The sequence below is a fragment of the Corynebacterium sp. ACRPH genome, from assembly GCF_022347285.1.
In the GTDB taxonomy this organism is placed as follows: domain Bacteria; phylum Actinomycetota; class Actinomycetes; order Mycobacteriales; family Mycobacteriaceae; genus Corynebacterium.
The window spans coordinates 31,037-47,433 of record NZ_JAKRND010000014.1 but is presented as its reverse complement, the minus strand read 5'-3'; the positions used below and the strand labels follow the sequence as shown (position 1 = coordinate 47,433).

Below are 16,397 nucleotides of genomic sequence, written 5' to 3'. Positions count from 1 at the left end.
CCAACCCGAGGAGCGCCCCGACCCGAGGGCCATCACTAGAGCTAGGAAGGTGTCTAACTGAAACCCCTTCAGATTCATCCCCACCGAGCTTAACTAAATTCCGCACCCCTTAGGGGTGCAAAACAAAAGGGGGAGGCAGTCGAGTAATCCCTAGCCCAGCCACTCCACAACTGGCCCAACTGAGCTTCCTCTCGCCATTTCTGAGTATTCCTCACACTGCCTCTGCCCGAAATGGGATGGTTCCGTCAAGACAAAAGTTTCTTGATACCCTCGGAGAGGATTTCTTGTGGGCTAATGTGGTGCGCCGCGTGGAGGCGCGCATAAGTTGGGGCTTGTTCGGGGTCGATGGCAACACGCTTTTCGTCGGGCGCCATGGGGGCCGTCAGGGCGGCGCCGATCACTAGGTTTGATAGCCGGTAGGCAGTTCCCAACGGATCCGGGACGCCCTCTCGTTCAAGCAGGACACACATGCGCTCAGAAAGCGCCAGGTAAGCAGGGCCTCTGGGGGCGCGCATGCCGATGACTTGACCGGCCCACCGGTGGGTCGTGAGGTGCGTAAAGAAAGCCTGCATCAGGGTGGGCAGGTCGGCGTTGCTGATCGACTCGGACATTGCGGGGTCATCTGCAAGCGCTGTATCGAGGGCGAGGTCGAATAGGTCGTCGACTGACTCCACGCGGGAGTACAAACTAGCTGGGGCGACGCCCACCTGTTGCGCCACAGCTCTCATGGTGAGAGCCCTCAATCCACCTTCGTCCAACAGCCTTACCGATGCTCTCGCAACCTCCGCAATATCCACGGCGCGGAGACGCTGCACAGGCTTTCGATGTTCCCAGTAACTCACCACACCAGCCTAGCTAAACCTGCTTGAACCACCTATCCGAACTGTGTTAGTTTTGGGACATGCTGGATGCCACCAACCTTCCGATCACTTTTGAGAACACTTGCCTGCGCCCTCTCTCCGAACTGGACGCAGATGCGTATGCAGCAGGCACCAAAGATGGAGCTGTGCGGCGCTTTGCTCACCTACCTGAACCTGACTACACCCCCGAGTCCGTGCGACGGATGATCTGTGACGAGGTCGCAGCAGGCCTCTCTTCCGGCACGTTGGCAGTCCTTGCGCTTGCCGACGCCGAGACCGACCAGTTCGTGGGTTCCATGGTTCTCTTTGATGTCAGCTCCGATGCTGCCGAGGTCGGGTTCTGGATTCATCCCGGTGCGCGAGGAGGTGGGCATGCCCGTCGGGGCTTGGAGCTGGCATCACGCTTTGCGCGCACCAGTGGACTTCGAACCCTGACGGCACGCACGCTTCCGGAAAACAAGGCCTCCCAGCACTGCTTGACGACGGCGGGATTCCGCGAGACCGGACGAGGCGTAGGGACCACGCCCGCAGGGCAGCGCGAGGAGTTGTTCCATTACCAGCGCGATCTCGTGACCGTCGCCCAGTGGCCGTTGGTGACAGAACGACTTCGACTCCGTCTGCATGAGATGGGCGATGTCGCATGGCTTCACGAGCTGTACTCGCAACCTGGCGTTGCTCGTTACCTGTTGGACGAGCCATGGACTGTGGAAGTTACCCGTGACAAGCTCGTGGAGCGGCTATCAAAAACTGACCTTGATGGTGAGGCTGCTGCACTTGCGCTAGTCATCGAGCATGACGGCACCCCCATAGGAGACGTCGCACTGTGGCTTACAGACAAGGAGCACCGCCAGGGCGAGATCGGGTGGGTTTTGAACCCGGCACACGGTGGGCAAGGATTCACTAGTGAAGCCGTTCGCGCGGTACTTGCCCTCGGGTTTGACCATTACCATCTCCACCGCATCACCGCGCAGATGGATGCCCGCAACAGCGCCTCCGCGGCACTTGCTAACCGCGTTGGACTCCGGCTCGAAGCGCACCACGTCCAGGACTGGTTCAGCAAGGGCGAATGGACCGACACTCTTATCTACGCGCAACTCGCCTCCGAGACCATTAGCCAATAAATGGTGTCTGATTTGAAATGAGCAGCGGCTGGACGCTATTAGCGGATAGCGAACTCTAGTTGCGTTTTCGGGCACAGGCCTCGGACGACAGTCCGCGCATAACAGGAAATGCCTCGCCTACTTTTGTAGGAAGAGGCATTGTTTCATGCTTGCGGGGGTTGTTTGAACAATCAAATCTAATTCTTCGAAACCCCGAAAAGCGCCCCAGAGCGGAGTGTCAGGAAGTTTGTGTGTGAGGCTCTGATCTAGAAGGAGTTTCACCGATAATGACTACGGTGTCACCGAAGAAAGACCATGACCCGGCGAGGGTCAACGAGATCAGCGAGAAGCTGATGGAAAATCCTGAGCTCGCCAGCCTGATAAGCGAGCTGTCGACGTCCGCTGATGATGCCAGCGACCTGGTCAAAGGCCTGTTGCAGGCCTCGATCAACGCTGGTCTGCAGGCGGAAATGGATGCGCATTTGGGCTATAGCCATTCCGACCGTAAAACCAAAGCCCAGGTGGAAACCGCGCACGGCGGCAATCACCGCAACGGGTCGTACACCAAGACCGTCAATTCTGGCTACGGTGCAGTGGAAGTGACCGTGCCCAGGGATCGTGCTGGCACGTTTGCTCCGAAGATGGTGCCCAAGGGAGCACGCCGGCTGACAGAGCTCGACGACATGATCGTCTCGCTGTATGCCGGTGGGATGACGGTGCGCGATATTCAACACCATCTCGCAACCACGCTTGGGGTGGATGTGAGCCCGGATACGATCAGCACGATTACCGATGCGGTCTTAGACGAGGTGATGATCTGGCAGAACCGCCAGCTCGACGAGTTCTACCCAGTAACTTTCCTCGACGCACTACGAGTCAAAATCCGTGACGGTCACCGCGTGGTCAATAAGGCCTGCTACATGGCTGTTGGCATCGACATCGACGGCATCAAGCACATCTTGGGGTTGTGGATCGCTGATAATGAAGGCGCCGCATTCTGGGCATCGGTGTGCGCGGACCTGGCCAACCGGGGTGTCCAAGACGTGTTCATCGTCTGCTGCGACGGACTGAAAGGTCTACCGGAAGCCGTGGAGGCAACCTGGCCGAATTCTATGGTGCAGACCTGCATCGTGCACCTGATTCGAGCTGCGAACCGGTGGGTGTCGTATCAGGATCGCAAAGGTGTCTCCCGGGCGCTACGTGAGGTCTACACGGCCGCCAACGAGGACACCGCCCGTGCCGGCTTAGACGCCTTCGAGGCCTCAGAGTTGGGCCAGAAATACCCGCAGTCGGTCAAAGTCTGGCGCGACGCGTGGGAGCGGTTCATACCGTTTTTGCAGTTCCCGCCGGCCGCACGCCGGGTGCTCTACACCACGAATTCGATCGAATCGCTCAACTCTGAACTTCGCAAAGCCACCCGTAACCGGGGCCAATTCCCGAACGATACTGCGGCACTGAAGACGCTATGGCTGATGATCTGCAACATCGAGGACAAGCGCGCTGCCCAGCGAGCGAAGAAAGCGAAGCGTGACATCGAGTGCAATGGCTATATTGAAGGAGCGAAAGCCACCGGGTGGAAACAAGCCATCAACCAACTAGCCGTGGCGTACCCCGACCGATTCGCGGACTACTTGTAACCCAAGCCCCCGCACACAAAGAATCGGACACTCTCCCCCAGAGAGTGTCCGGTTCGGTGACATCGTTCCGCATGTCTCATGAGATCGTTCCGGTGCCGAGAACCATCATGTCTCGTCACATCGTTCCGGTAAAAAACCACATGCCCTGCAACACACCAAAGTTGCCCCAAACACGCTGAAACTGATGTCTCGCGACATCGTTCCTCCATGCTGAACCCATGGAGAAACCAGCGCCGAAAATCATCATCGAAACCATGCTCGCTACTGGTATGACTCAAGCCGAAGCAGCCCAACATTTCGGCGTGACAACCCGTTGGATCCGAACACTTCAAAAACGCTACAACGAAGGCGGCGTGGAGGCACTGACCCCCAAATCAAAACGCCCTCATACAAATCCACGCGCCACCACCCCTGACACAGTCGACCGCATCCTCCAACTACGCAACGAACTGACCAACCGCGGCACCGACGCAGGAGCCCACACCATCCGCTGGCATCTCGAACAAGAAGACACAACCCCACTGCCAGCAACAGCAACGATCCACCGCATCCTCAAAAACAACGGACACGTCACACTCCAACCACAAAAGCGTCCCCGCAGCTCATGGATACGATTCCAAGCAGACCAACCCAACGAAACATGGCAAATGGACTACAGCGACTGGACCATCGCTGGCCACCAACGCGTCGTTATCCTCACAATCCTCGACGACCACTCACGCTACGTACTACGCTGCCAAGCGTTTAACAGCGCAACCGTCACCCACGTCATTGAAGCCTTCGCCTACACAGCCGCTATCCACGGTTACCCACAATCAACCCTGACCGACAACGGACGAGCATTCACAACCAGCAACGACCGCACCAACCCAGCACGCAATGGCTTCGAACAACTCCTCCTAGACCTAGGGATTGAACAGAAAAACGGCAGACCCTATCACCCACAAACCCAAGGCAAAGTTGAACGCTTCCACTACACGCTCAAACTGGCACTACGCAACAAACCCCAAGCTAGAGACATCGACAACCTCAACGAACAACTCGATGACATCATCGACTACTACAACAACAAACGCCCCCACCGAGCGCTCAACCGATGTACCCCTGCAGAGGCCTACAACGCTTTACCCAAAGCGCACCTCCGCCCTGGCGCCAAGACTCATGACTACCGCCTACGCACCGACAAAGTCGCCAAAAACGGCAAAACAACACTGCGATGGGGCGGACAACTCAGACGCATCTATATCGGACGCCGATGGACCGGAGAACCCATCACCATCATGTGCGTAGACAACACAGCGGACATCAAAATCACCGCCACGGGGCAACATATAGCCCACTACACACTGACACCCGACAAGATCTACTACAACCAAAAAGACAACGAACTCAACCCCAACCCGGGCAACAAGAATAAAGAAAGCCCCGAGACATAACCGGAACGATGTCTCGAGACATCACAAAGCGCCCCAGAGAGGAATCGAACCTCCGACACCGGCTTTAGGAGAGCCGTGCTCTATCCACTGAGCTACTAGGGCAGTCGCACGGAAACCGTGCGAGGTACATAATACAAGCCCACGAACGCTCCCCGTTAAACAGCCCTTTTGGTCACCGCACCTCAGTCCCCCAGCGCACCGGAACGTGTGGGCGTCCACACCAAAGAACCCCTACACCACACCCGCAGCGAGGCTACGATTAAGAAGCATGGGCGACGCAGTATCTAAAGATACCTACACACCGAAACAACGCACTCGCTTCCGCGAGCGCCTCAACGCGGAGCTGGAGGTCTTCGACAAGCACCTGCAGGGCGCAGAGTTCATCAACCAGGGCACCATCGGCCTGGAGCTAGAGATGAACCTCGTCGGCGATGACATGCAGCCCAAGCGCTGCAACGTCGACGTTCTGGAAAAGCTGGAGGAAACCCACCCGGGCGAATACCAGTCCGAGATCGGCTCCTACAACGTAGAGATGAACCATCCCCCGCTGGCCATCACAGGCCGCGGACTCGAGCAACTGCAGGAAGGCCTCGACGAGCGCCTGCGCGCAGTGCAGAAAGCCGCCAAGCAACTCGGCTCCCACGCCGTCATGATCGGCACCCTTCCGACCCTGACCACCGACTTCCTCAGCGATCCTGCCTGGATCACCGACGAAAACCGCTACAAGGCTCTCAACAACGCCGTCCTCGAATCCCGCGGCGAGCTCGTCCGCATCGAACTCGAAGGCGCCCTGCCCGGCCGGGTGCTCGGCACCGTCGATTCCTATAGCCACGACTTCGAGGACATCGCGCCAGAATCCGCCTGCACCTCCATGCAGCTACACCTGCAGGTCGCGCCAAACCTCTTCGCCAACGCCTGGAACGCCTCCCAAGCCATCGCGGGCGTGCAGGCGGCACTCAGCGCCAACTCCCCACTGTTCGTCGGGCACAAGCTCTGGCACGAATCACGCATCCCCGTCTTCGAGCAGGCCATCGACACGCGCACGGCAGAGCTCGTCAACCAGGGCGTGCGCCCGCGCGTGTGGTTCGGCGAACGATGGATCACCAGCGTATTCGACCTCTTTGAGGAAAACGGCCGCTACTTCTCCCCTCTCCTACCTGAAGATCGCCTGGAGGCCGGCACGCCCATCATGTCCGGCGACAGCCCAGGCCTGCACTACATGAACCTGCACAACGGCACGATCTGGCGCTGGAACCGCCCGATCTACGACCCGAACCTGGAGCTCTCCCACATCCGCGTGGAGAATCGCCTACTGCCCGCCGGCCCCACCACCGCCGACATCGTCGCGGACGCCGCTTTCTACTACGGGCTCGTCAAGTTCTTGGGCACGCAAAATCGCCCCGTGTGGTCGCGGCTTTCTTTTGAGGACGCCCACAGTAACTTCCTCGCCGGCGCCCGCGAAGGGCTGCGCGCCAGCATGCGCTGGCCGCGTGTAGGGACAGTGCCCGTCCGACGGCTAATTACCGAGCACCTACTCGACCAGGCTCGCGAGGGATTGGAACTGCTGGAGGTGGATTCCGAACTGATCGACACGTACCTGGGGATCATCGAAGGCCGCGCCCGCAGCGGACAAAATGGTGCAACGTGGCAGCTGGATACCTTGAACCGGCTGGCTCCGAATAGCGAGCCGGATTCCCCAGAGCGCGCCGAGGCGCTGGCCACCATGATGCAGCGCTACATTGCCCACCAGGCCAGCGGCCAGCCTGTGCACACCTGGTCGGTGGAAGGGCGCGACTAGAACGGCTGGGATTTAGCGGCCTCTGAACTGGGGCGCGCGTTTCTCGGCGCGGGCCCGGCGCGCTTCCTGCACGTCCTCGCTGGCCCAGATGTCCACCATCATCTGCTGCAGCTCCGCATCCGCGTGCATGTCTGGGCTGTTGAACACTCGCTTCGAATGCTCCATGGACAGCGGAGCCTGGCGCGCCACCCGATGCGCGAGGGCGGTGGCGTTGGGGGTGGCGTCATCAAGAACCACAGAAAAACCCGTCGCCCGAGCTTGTTCGGCGCTTACCCGGGCGCCTGCCAGGAACACGTTGCGGACCAGTGCGCCGCCCATCAACTCGCGGGCGCGGGCGTGGGTCCACAGGTCTAGAGCGAACCCGTGCTCGGCGACGGGAACCCAGCAGGCACCCTCGTCGGCAAAAGCGCGCAGGTCACAAGCCAAGGCGATTTGGCAGCCTGCGCCGACCGCCGGACCGTGAATGTCAGCGATGACCGGCACCGGGGTGGTCTGGATGGCGGAGAGCATGTCCTCCATGGCGGACCAGAAATCATCGGCGTACACACCACCCGAGAGATCCGCCCCGGCGCAAAAGACAGGCCCCTCGCCGCGGATCAGGATGGCGCGCACCCCGGCGGAGGTGTGGGCGCGGACGGCCTCGGCGACCGCGGTGGCGGTGGCTGCGTTGAGGGCGTTGCGCTTCTCCGGTCGGTTTAGGGTGATCACGCCGACTTGCGGGGTAACGTCCTCGAGCGCGGGAGAACCCGGGGTTGCGGAACCGCCGGCATTGCTTGCAATGTCTGCCCCAACGGTCTCTAGATGAGTGATGACGTGCCCTGCGCTCATGGCTAGCAATGTACCGCAGGGGCGGTGCCATACGCGGGTGTTTCGCGGTAACCCGCGCGGCGTTTCCCTAGCCCTCCAGGCCAGCGTGGAAGGTCAACGGGTCGCCGCCGATGCGGCCATCCTCCACGTCCAGAGCCTCGATGGCGGAGACCTCGTCGGCGGAAAGCTCAAAGCCGAAGACGTCGAAGTTCTGGCGCACGCGCTCCACCTTGGAGGAACGCGGGATAACCACGTCGCCACGCTGGATGTGCCAGCGGATGATGGCCTGCGCCACGCTCACGCCGTGCTCGGCGGCGATCTTCGCGATGGTCGGGTCGGTCAGGTTCTGCCCCTGCCCCAGCGGCGACCATGCCTCGGTGACGATCCCGCGGTCGCGGTTGTCCGCGCGCTGCTCGACCTGGCTAAAGCCCGGGTGGATCTCGATCTGGTTCACGGCCGGGGTGTGGCCCGCCTGCTTCAGCGCATCCAGCGCCTCGGGGTAGAAGTTGCACACACCGATGCTGGTCGCCCCGCCGGCTTGCTGGATCTCCGCCATAGCGTCATAGGCCTGTACAAACTTGTCGGCCTGCGGGCACGGCCAGTGCAGCAGGTACAGATCCACGTAGTCTATCCCCAACTTCTTCTGAGATTCCGCGAAGGCTTCCTTGCCCCGTGCTTGGTCGGCGTTCCAGAGCTTGGTGGTGATGAACAGCTCCTCGCGTTGCACATCCCCGGCCTTCACCGCGTCGGCTACGGCGCGCCCCACGGCCTCCTCATTACCGTAGATCGCGGCGGTATCGATGTGGCGGTAGCCGGTCTCGATCGCGGCGCGCACCGAGGTGTACGTGTCCTCGTCGCTCAACTGCCACACGCCCAGCCCCAGCTGCGGAATGGTCTTGCCGTCGTTCATTTCAAGGGTCGCGACTGCATCGTTCTTTTCGCTCATGGCCTCTTTTGTACGCCACCTAGCTCGTTCTCGCGACGGCGCTGTTAAAAACTTCTTCGCCGACCTAATGCTTTCGCATGTGAGACAATGTGCGGGATCCTTCTTTTTCGATCAAGGATTCACGTTGTAAAGACTCACAAGGAATATATGGAAGCTCTCTATATCAACAACCTCAATAAGAGTTACGGGGACCACCAAGTCCTCCACGACATGACGCTCCAGGTACAGCCTGGTGAGATGTACGGTTTCGTCGGCTCCAACGGTGCCGGCAAGTCCACCACCATGCGCATCGCACTGGGAGTGCTCGCGGCGGACAGCGGCGAAGTGCTCATGGGCGATCGGCCGATCGACGATGACCTGCGCCGCCGCATTGGCTACATGCCGGAAGAGCGCGGCCTGTACGCGAAGGAGAAGATCGGCGACCAGCTGCGCTTTTTCGCCCGCCTCCACGGCCTGAGCGACAAAGCCGCCGGGAAGAACGCGGACGGCCTGCTGGAACAGCTCGGCCTAGCCGAGCGCTCGGACGACAAGCTGGAGGAGCTGTCACTGGGTAACCAGCAGCGCGTCCAGCTGGCGGCCTCGCTGATCCACGATCCGGAGTTGCTGATCCTGGACGAGCCTTTCTCCGGCCTGGATCCCGTAGCCGTGAACGTCATGAGCGACTTGCTTGTCGAGCGCTGCAACGCAGGCGTGCCGGTGCTGTTCAGCTCCCACCAGCTGGATCTGGTGCAGCGCCTGTGCGACCGCGTGGGCATCATCGCCACGGGACGCATGAAAGCCGAAGGCACCGTCGACGAGCTGCGTACCCGCGGCCCCATCGTCTACGAGGTGCGCACTCCGGCGCGCGGCTGGTACCCCCAGGGCACCCGCTTGGTAGAGGACTTTGGCGAGGGCGTGCTGCTCGAGGCCGAAACTACGGACCTGGATCAGCAGATCCTGCAGGCTGCGATGGCTGTCGGCCCGGTCCACTCGTTCTCCCGCCGTATCCCGCACCTTGCAGAGCTCTTCCAGGAGGTCGTCGAATCATGAGTTATTCTTCCCCGAACACCATCGCCACCGTCGCCAAGCGCGAGATCCAGGTGGCCTCCCGCAGCAAGGCGATCATGTTCTCCTTGATTGTCGTCATCGCCGTCATGCTCATCGGCGTGTTTGCCGGCGCATGGTTCGCCAACAAGGACGACGACAACGAAACCCCGAAGCTCGGCCTTGTGGGGATTGAGAAGGAGTTTATTGACGCCGCCCCAGCCTCCACCGAAGGTGCCTCAGAGGGGACTGAAGGTTCCGGTGGCGTGGAGGCGGAAACCGTGGCCTCCCGCGATGAGGCTTCCTCTAAGGTGACTGACGAGGACCTCGATGCAGCCCTGGTGAAAACTGATTCGGGCTACGAATTGCTCGCGGAAGGAAAGCCCGACCCCGCGATCCTCAGCACTGTTAGCGCTGCGATCAATGCGCACGCGCAATCCGAAGCGCTAAACAAGGTGGGAGTTTCCCCCGAGGAGTTCGCCGACGCCACGCCCTCCGTGCAGCTGGAGACCGTGGACTTGAAGGCAGATGACGCGATGGAGGCCAACGGGCCGCAGATTGTCACCGCCATGGTCGGCGTGATGCTGATGGCCTACTTCATCATCCTCTTCGCCGCGAACGTCGGCGGGCGCATCACGGAGGAGAAGTCCTCGCGCGTGGTGGAGATCATCCTGGCTTCCGCCCGCCCGATGGATTTCCTGGCTGGCAAGATCATCGGCAACACTATCTTCGGTTTCATCGGCACCGCAATCATCCTGGTCATCGGCGCGGTTGCAGTTTCCGTCTCCGGGCTGTTGGGGGACGTGGACTTCGACTACACAGTGGTGGCTCTGATGCTGCTGGCCTTCTGCATCGGCATGCTGTTCTTCGGCAGCCTGTACGCGGCAGCGGGCTCTCTAGTTTCCCGTACGGAGGATCTGCAGTCCACCCAGGCTCCGATCCTGCTGTTCATTATGGGTATGACCTACGCCCCACTGTTCGGCCTCAGCAACATGGAATCGACGTTTATGCAGGTGCTGGGCTGGGTGCCGCCGTTTAGCCTGACGGTCGCCCCGATGAACATGGCGGCGGGCACAATGAGCCTGCCGCAGGTTCTGCTGAGCTTCCTGGTTGCCGCCATCACGACGGTTCTGGTGATTCTGCTGGTAGCCCGCGTCTACCGCAATTCCATCCTGAACAACGGCAAGAAGATGAGCTGGGCCAAGGCGCTGAAGGGTGCCTAATCGCCCAAATTCACGGCGATCAGGCGCCCTAGTTTAAGGCGATCGGGCGCCTTAGTTCACGGCGATCAGGTCAATAATAAAGACCAGCGTACGGCCAGATAGTTGATGCCCCATGCCGGCCGGGCCGTACGCCTTCTCCGGGGGAATGGTCAGCTTGCGGCGACCGCCGGCGCGCATGCCCGGGATGCCCTCCTGCCAGCCCTCGATCAGGCCGGACAGGGGGAATTCGATGGACTCGCCCCGATCCCAGGAAGAGTCGAACTCCTCGCCAGTCTCGAAGTCCACTCCCACGTAGTGCACCTCCACCATGCCACCCGGCACGGCCTCTGCACCCTCGCCGATCACCAGGTCTTCAATCACCAGGTCCTTCGGTGCGGGGCCATTCGAGAGGTCGATCTGCGGTTTACTCATGGGGGAAGTCTCCTTCGAAAACTGATAGCTTCTCGAACCCCCACCCTAGCAAAACGCGAAACACCCCCTTGGGGGCATACGCATTGCGTAGCTGAACCCAAGGGGGCGTCACCAAGAAAAGAACAGAGAGTTCTTAGAGCTTGCGCGCACCCTCGCCGGTGTAGATCTGGCGCGGACGGTTGATCTTCGCGGTCGGATCGTTGACCTGCTCCAGGTAGTGAGCGATCCAGCCCGGCAGGCGGCCCATGGCGAACAGGACGGTGAAGAAGTCCGTCGGGAAGCCCATGGCGCGGTAGATCAGGCCAGTGTAGAAGTCAACGTTCGGGTAGAGCTTGCGGGAGATGAAGTAATCATCAGCCAGCGCGATCTCTTCCAGCTTCATAGCCAGATCCAGCAGGTGGTCGCCACCCAGGTGATCCAGGATCTCGTGTGCGGACTCCTTGACGATGGCCGCGCGCGGGTCGTAGTTCTTGTAGACGCGGTGGCCGAAGCCCATCAGCTTAACGCCCGGCTCCTTGTTCTTCACGCGGTTCATGAACTCGGTAGCGTCGCCACCGTTAGCGTGGATCTCCTCCAGCATCTCCAGAACGGCCTGGTTGGCGCCACCGTGCAGCGGACCGGACAGTGCGTTGATACCTGCGGCGATGGAGACGAACATGTTGGCCTGGGAAGAACCAACCATGCGGACGGTAGAGGTGGAGCAGTTCTGCTCGTGGTCAGCGTGCAGGATCAGCAGCTTGTCCAGAGCCTTGGTGACTACCGGGTCATCCTCGAAAGGCTCGGTCGGGTAACCGAACATCTGGCGCAGGAAGTTCTGGCGCGCGTTCATGGAGTTATCCGGGTACATGTACGGCTTACCCTTGGAAGCACGGTAAGCGTAGGCAGCCAGCATCGGCACCTTCGCCATCAGGCGGTAGGTGTTCAGCTTCTGGTGATCCGGGTTCAGCGGGTCCAGGGAGTCCTGGTAGTAGGTGGACAGAATGTTCAGGGAGGAAGCCAGAACGCTCATCGGGTGAGCATCGCGCGGGAACACGCGGAACTGCGCCTTGAAGTCCTCATCCAGCAAGGTGTGGTTGCGGATGTTGGTGTTGAACTCCTCTGCCTGCTCCTTGTTCGGCAGCTCGCCGTTGATCAGCAGGTAGGAAACCTCGTTGAAGGTTGCGTTGTTAGCCAGGTCGGCGATGTCGTAGCCGCGGTAGCGCAGGATGCCGTTTGCACCGTCGATGTAGGTGATGGCGGACTTGGTGGAACCGGTGTTCACGTAGCCGGGGTCCAGGGTGGTCAAGCCAGTTTCAGCCAGCATCTTACCCAGTGCAACACCGTCGTTACCTTCGGTGGCGTGGACAATGTCCATTTCGTACTCTCCACCTGGGTAGTGGAGAACGGCCTTGTCCTGATTATCAGTAGCCATTGACATCCCTTTCTGAAATGTTCACGTGCCTGCCCGCAGCGAATGTTGCAGCGATTACTTTTGGTAGAAGCTTGCGCCGGCACCGATGGAGCGGAACACAGATTCACGGTTTCACTTGTAAATTGTAGCCGCTTTAGGGCTTCCCCGTATGGCGTTACTTGCATAGCAAAGCCGACGGGGGGATACGGCACACTGTAATGCCTATGTGACCCACATGACAGTCTGCCGGGCTGATACGGGGGTAAAACAAAGCTTCACCACCCGCTATTCTTATATTTTTGACACCTTTAGGCCATGGGCCTGGCGCGAAGGTCTACCCTATAAAGTCAAGCGCAAAAAATACGAGCGATCAGAGGGAAAGATGAACGCACCTGCCAACGACCAAAACACCCTGCCCACCCTTCCCGCGGAGTTCATTCCCGCAGATGGCCGCTTCGGCTGTGGCCCGTCCAAGGTTCGTCCAGCCCAGCTGCAGGCAATCCAGGACAACGCCGCCATTCTGGGCACCTCTCACCGCCAAGCTGGCGTGAAGGACGTCGTCGGTTCCGTACGCGAAAGCCTGTCCCAGCTGTTCAACCTGCCGGAGGGCTACGAGATCGTCCTCTCCCTGGGCGGCGCCACCGCTTTCTGGGATGCCGCTTCCTTCGGCCTAATCCGCAACAAGTCCGCGCACCTGACCTACGGCGAGTTCTCCTCCAAGTTCGCCAGCGTCTCCAAGAAGGCTCCGTGGCTGGACGAGCCGCAGGTCGTCGCAGGCGAGCCGGGCACCGCTCCGTCCCCGAGCGAGCTGGACGGCACCGATGCCGACCTGATCGGCTGGGCGCACAACGAGACCTCCACCGGCGCGATGGTTCCGGTTACCCGCCCGCAGGCCGCTTCGGACGACACCCTGGTCGCTATCGACGCAACCTCCGGCGCCGGCGGCTTGCCTGTCGACATGAACGAGGCCGACGTCTACTACTTCAGCCCGCAGAAGTGCTTCGCCTCCGACGGTGGCCTGTGGCTGGCAGCCTTCTCCCCCGCCGCCCTGGAACGTGTGGAAGAAATCGCCGCTTCCGACCGCTATGTGCCGGCCTTCCTGGATCTGAAGACCGCCGTGGATAACTCTCGCAAGAACCAGACCTACAACACCCCGGCCGTCGCTACCCTGCTGATGCTGGACGACCAGGTGAAGTGGATGAACGCCAACGGTGGCCTGGACGGCATGGTGGCCCGCACCACCGAGTCCTCCAAGACCCTGTACAACTGGGCTGACGCCCGCACAGAGGCCACCCCGTTTGTGCAGGACGCGGATGCCCGCTCCCTCGTTGTCGGCACCATCGACTTCGACGAGAGCATCGATGCCGCCAAGATCGCCAAGATCCTGCGCGCCAACGGCATTCTGGATACCGAGCCTTACCGCAAGCTGGGCCGTAACCAGCTGCGCATTGGTATGTTCCCGGCCATCGACCCGGAGGACGTCAAGAAGCTGACCGGCGCCATCGACTTCATCCTCGACGGTGGCCACGCAGCCAAGTAGCCCATTTTTTGGCTACTGTTTCACCTTCGTCTAGCTACTGAATCCGCTCACCCTCCAACCGTGCTTTTAGCTAAGGTTGGAGGGTGATGTTAATAACACCGCCGTCATTTGCCGCATCATCCGTCAGGAGGCCACGTTGCAAGAGCTGAAATTTGTCGTCGCCGATAGCGATGCCTCGTCGCTCGTGCTGCGCGCCGTTGACCCCGCCGTCGGCGGCCCTATCGCCGAGTACTTTCTGCCCGTCACCGACGAGTTGCGCGCTTTTCTTAGTGACGCCCCCACGGCCAGTGCGGGCAGCGCTTCCGCAGAAACCGAAGGCGATGCTCCCTCCGGCACCTCCGAAAGTTCCGGCACCGACACCGCTAGTACGACCAGCACAGTCGATGCCGCTGCGGATGCTGCAGACGCCCGCCAGGAGGAGCAAGCGGCAACCCCCGCTGAGGAAGAAACGACGGAAACCGAGGTGGCACCCTTGTTCCAAGGGCGCGGACAGGATCGCCCCAACGCGCGTCCACACCGCACCCGGATTTCGATGTCCCCGCGCGTGATCCAGGACCGCATCCGCCACGGCGCTACCGTCGCCGAGCTAGCGGACGAAGCGGACACGGACGAGTCCCGCATCGAGCCCTACGCCTGGCCGATCTTGCAGGAGCGCGCACGCATCGCAGAGCTCGCGCACGCGGCACTGCCGGTAAACGGAGATGGCGTATCGAACCAACCGCTGTGGGAGGTTCTGGCCACTGCTCTGGCGGCGCACGGAGAATCTCTTTCGGACGCCGAATGGGATGCCTACCAAAACACCACCAAGCAGTGGATCGTCACCGTGTCCTGGGAAAAGGATGCAGCAGGGCGCACTAACACGCACACCGCGGAGTTCATCATCGAGCTACGCGGCTCGGAGAAGGCACTGGCGCACCCCCACAACAGCATCGCGGGCGACCTGGTGAATCCGCGCTACGGGCAGCCGGTACGCAGCGTTTCCCCGGTGACTCCCCTGCTGCACCCAACGCAGACTCCCGAGGATCAGCACTGGGAGGACGACCAGGCCGATTGGGGTCGGCAGAGCAATCGATCCGACGCGGCCGGAGCCCCCGAGGCTCCCGCAGCGCAGGACACTCCCCCCGCTGGCGGCGATTCCCCTGCGGAGCGAGGCGGCCGCGGAGATAATGAATTCCTAATGCACCCCGATACAAAGGCCGCGAAGCCGAAGCGCAAGCGCAAGGCCGTCACCCCACACTGGGAGGATGTCCTGTTGGGCGTGCGCACCAACCCCAAGAAAAAGAACTAAGCGATAGAAGGAGCCACTGCTGTGACCCTGGTGACCCTTTGGTTTGTAAATGCTGCCAACCCCAGCACCGTGGTGAACCAGGAGCATAAGGTCGACCGTGGCTTTGCCCGCAAGTACCTGGCACAACTGAACCCAGCCTGGCCGCTGACGCACATCGGCGACTTCGACATGACCCGTAGCGCAACCCCCGGCACCGATGAGTTTTACATCGGCGGCTACCCGGGGCTATCCGTAGTGCAAACGGTAATCCCTGACCTGCGAAAGCTCTCCGAACTACCGGAACGCTACCGCACGCTAGTCAGCGCCGCCGATGTGTACGCTTCCTGCGTGGTAGCAGACCCGGAAACCGCGGCCTCGACGAAGCCCGGGGACGGTGGAGACCCGGCCTCCAAGGAGGTCGACGAAACTTTCGGTGGCTTCGCCCACTGGGCAGGTGGCCAACTCAAGCGCTCTTTCTGCGCCACCCGCGAAACCGTGTTTGAGGACATCGGCTTGCCCGGCGAGTTCGAATCTGACTACTGGGGCGGAAACACCGAGGCCAGTGGCATCCAACTGCCTTTCATCCCCGCGGAATTGGCCGCCGCAGCCATCGAGGCCTGGCTCGGATTTGCGGTCTCCGCCTCCGGGCCGGCACTGCCCATTGCAGCTTTTGCCGTCGACGGCCGGCCAGAGGCGAAGTCCTCCGAATACGACGGTTTGACGCATGGGCGCACCACACCGGACGACATGGTCTCCGTCTACGACGATGAGCAAGGCTACGACGATTATGCTGCCCCGTCCCGCGAGAGCGAACCCAGCGGCGCGGAAGTGGCCAAGAACGTGCTGAATTCCCTGGGCCAGGGGGCTCGCAGGGGGCTTTCCGCTGGCCTGCGGGGGCTGCGCGGAGCCTCCAAGAAGATTGGCGACGAAGTACGCCGCCGCAGTCGCGGGGAATAGTC

At 61.1% G+C, this 16,397-nt stretch carries 14 protein-coding genes and 1 tRNA gene; 9 read left to right on the top strand and 6 right to left on the bottom strand.

The window, feature by feature from the left end:
• Positions 1 to 245 precede the first annotated feature (245 nt).
• Positions 246 to 797: a TetR/AcrR family transcriptional regulator gene (locus tag MHX66_RS08205; protein WP_370646291.1), complete on the bottom strand. Its 552-nt coding sequence runs from the start codon at positions 795 to 797 to the stop codon at positions 246 to 248.
• A gap of 104 nt (positions 798 to 901) precedes the next feature.
• Here MHX66_RS08205 and MHX66_RS08200 point away from each other — a divergent pair, with 104 nt between their 5' ends.
• The 3 genes from MHX66_RS08200 to MHX66_RS08190 all read left to right on the top strand — a co-directional run bounded on the left by MHX66_RS08200 (position 902) and on the right by MHX66_RS08190 (position 5,033).
• The gene (locus tag MHX66_RS08200; RefSeq protein ID WP_239202116.1) at positions 902 to 1,981 is read left to right on the top strand and encodes a GNAT family N-acetyltransferase; all 1,080 of its coding nucleotides are present in this window, start codon (positions 902 to 904) and stop codon (positions 1,979 to 1,981) included.
• Between the two features lie 266 nt (positions 1,982 to 2,247).
• Entirely contained in the window at positions 2,248 to 3,597 is a 1,350-nt protein-coding gene (locus MHX66_RS08195; protein ID WP_239202114.1) for an IS256 family transposase, read from the top strand.
• Between the two features lie 218 nt (positions 3,598 to 3,815).
• Entirely contained in the window at positions 3,816 to 5,033 is a 1,218-nt protein-coding gene (locus MHX66_RS08190) for an IS481-like element ISCje1 family transposase (RefSeq protein ID WP_239202112.1), read from the top strand.
• Positions 5,034 to 5,062: 29 nt separating this feature from the next.
• Here the strand turns inward: MHX66_RS08190 and MHX66_RS08185 are convergent.
• Positions 5,063 to 5,135, bottom strand: a tRNA-Arg gene (locus MHX66_RS08185).
• Between the two features lie 166 nt (positions 5,136 to 5,301).
• On the opposite strand from MHX66_RS08185, the gene MHX66_RS08180 reads away from it, so the two are divergent.
• Positions 5,302 to 6,831: a glutamate--cysteine ligase gene (locus MHX66_RS08180; protein WP_239202110.1), complete on the top strand. Its 1,530-nt coding sequence runs from the start codon at positions 5,302 to 5,304 to the stop codon at positions 6,829 to 6,831.
• Between the two features lie 12 nt (positions 6,832 to 6,843).
• Here MHX66_RS08180 and MHX66_RS08175 read toward each other — a convergent pair whose 3' ends face one another.
• Entirely contained in the window at positions 6,844 to 7,659 is an 816-nt protein-coding gene (locus MHX66_RS08175; RefSeq protein WP_239202108.1) for an enoyl-CoA hydratase, read from the bottom strand.
• A gap of 67 nt (positions 7,660 to 7,726) precedes the next feature.
• Complete coding sequence (locus MHX66_RS08170) at positions 7,727 to 8,584, bottom strand: aldo/keto reductase (protein ID WP_239202106.1); 858 nt, start codon at positions 8,582 to 8,584, stop codon at positions 7,727 to 7,729.
• Positions 8,585 to 8,731: 147 nt separating this feature from the next.
• Here MHX66_RS08170 and MHX66_RS08165 point away from each other — a divergent pair, with 147 nt between their 5' ends.
• Both MHX66_RS08165 and MHX66_RS08160 read left to right on the top strand, forming a co-directional pair.
• The gene (locus MHX66_RS08165) at positions 8,732 to 9,613 is read left to right on the top strand and encodes an ABC transporter ATP-binding protein (RefSeq protein WP_035005102.1); all 882 of its coding nucleotides are present in this window, start codon (positions 8,732 to 8,734) and stop codon (positions 9,611 to 9,613) included.
• Complete coding sequence (locus MHX66_RS08160) at positions 9,610 to 10,830, top strand: ABC transporter permease (RefSeq protein ID WP_239202097.1); 1,221 nt, start codon at positions 9,610 to 9,612, stop codon at positions 10,828 to 10,830. Before MHX66_RS08165 ends, MHX66_RS08160 begins: the two co-directional genes overlap by 4 nt.
• 51 nt (positions 10,831 to 10,881) lie before the next feature.
• Here the strand turns inward: MHX66_RS08160 and MHX66_RS08155 are convergent, their stop codons facing one another.
• On the bottom strand, positions 10,882 to 11,241 hold the full coding sequence (locus MHX66_RS08155; RefSeq protein WP_034987009.1) for an FKBP-type peptidyl-prolyl cis-trans isomerase: 360 nt from the start codon (positions 11,239 to 11,241) through the stop codon (positions 10,882 to 10,884).
• 133 nt (positions 11,242 to 11,374) lie between these two features.
• The gene (locus MHX66_RS08150) at positions 11,375 to 12,652 is read right to left on the bottom strand and encodes a citrate synthase (RefSeq protein ID WP_239202095.1); all 1,278 of its coding nucleotides are present in this window, start codon (positions 12,650 to 12,652) and stop codon (positions 11,375 to 11,377) included.
• A 361-nt stretch (positions 12,653 to 13,013) separates the two neighbouring features.
• On the opposite strand from MHX66_RS08150, the gene serC reads away from it, so the two are divergent.
• The 3 genes from serC to MHX66_RS08135 all read left to right on the top strand — a co-directional run bounded on the left by serC (position 13,014) and on the right by MHX66_RS08135 (position 16,395).
• The gene (gene serC / locus MHX66_RS08145; RefSeq protein ID WP_239202085.1) at positions 13,014 to 14,171 is read left to right on the top strand and encodes a phosphoserine transaminase; all 1,158 of its coding nucleotides are present in this window, start codon (positions 13,014 to 13,016) and stop codon (positions 14,169 to 14,171) included.
• A 136-nt stretch (positions 14,172 to 14,307) separates the two neighbouring features.
• On the top strand, positions 14,308 to 15,459 hold the full coding sequence (gene sepH / locus MHX66_RS08140; protein WP_239202083.1) for a septation protein SepH: 1,152 nt from the start codon (positions 14,308 to 14,310) through the stop codon (positions 15,457 to 15,459).
• A gap of 21 nt (positions 15,460 to 15,480) precedes the next feature.
• On the top strand, positions 15,481 to 16,395 hold the full coding sequence (locus MHX66_RS08135; RefSeq protein ID WP_239202081.1) for a hypothetical protein: 915 nt from the start codon (positions 15,481 to 15,483) through the stop codon (positions 16,393 to 16,395).
• The last annotated feature ends 2 nt before the right edge of the window (positions 16,396 to 16,397 follow it).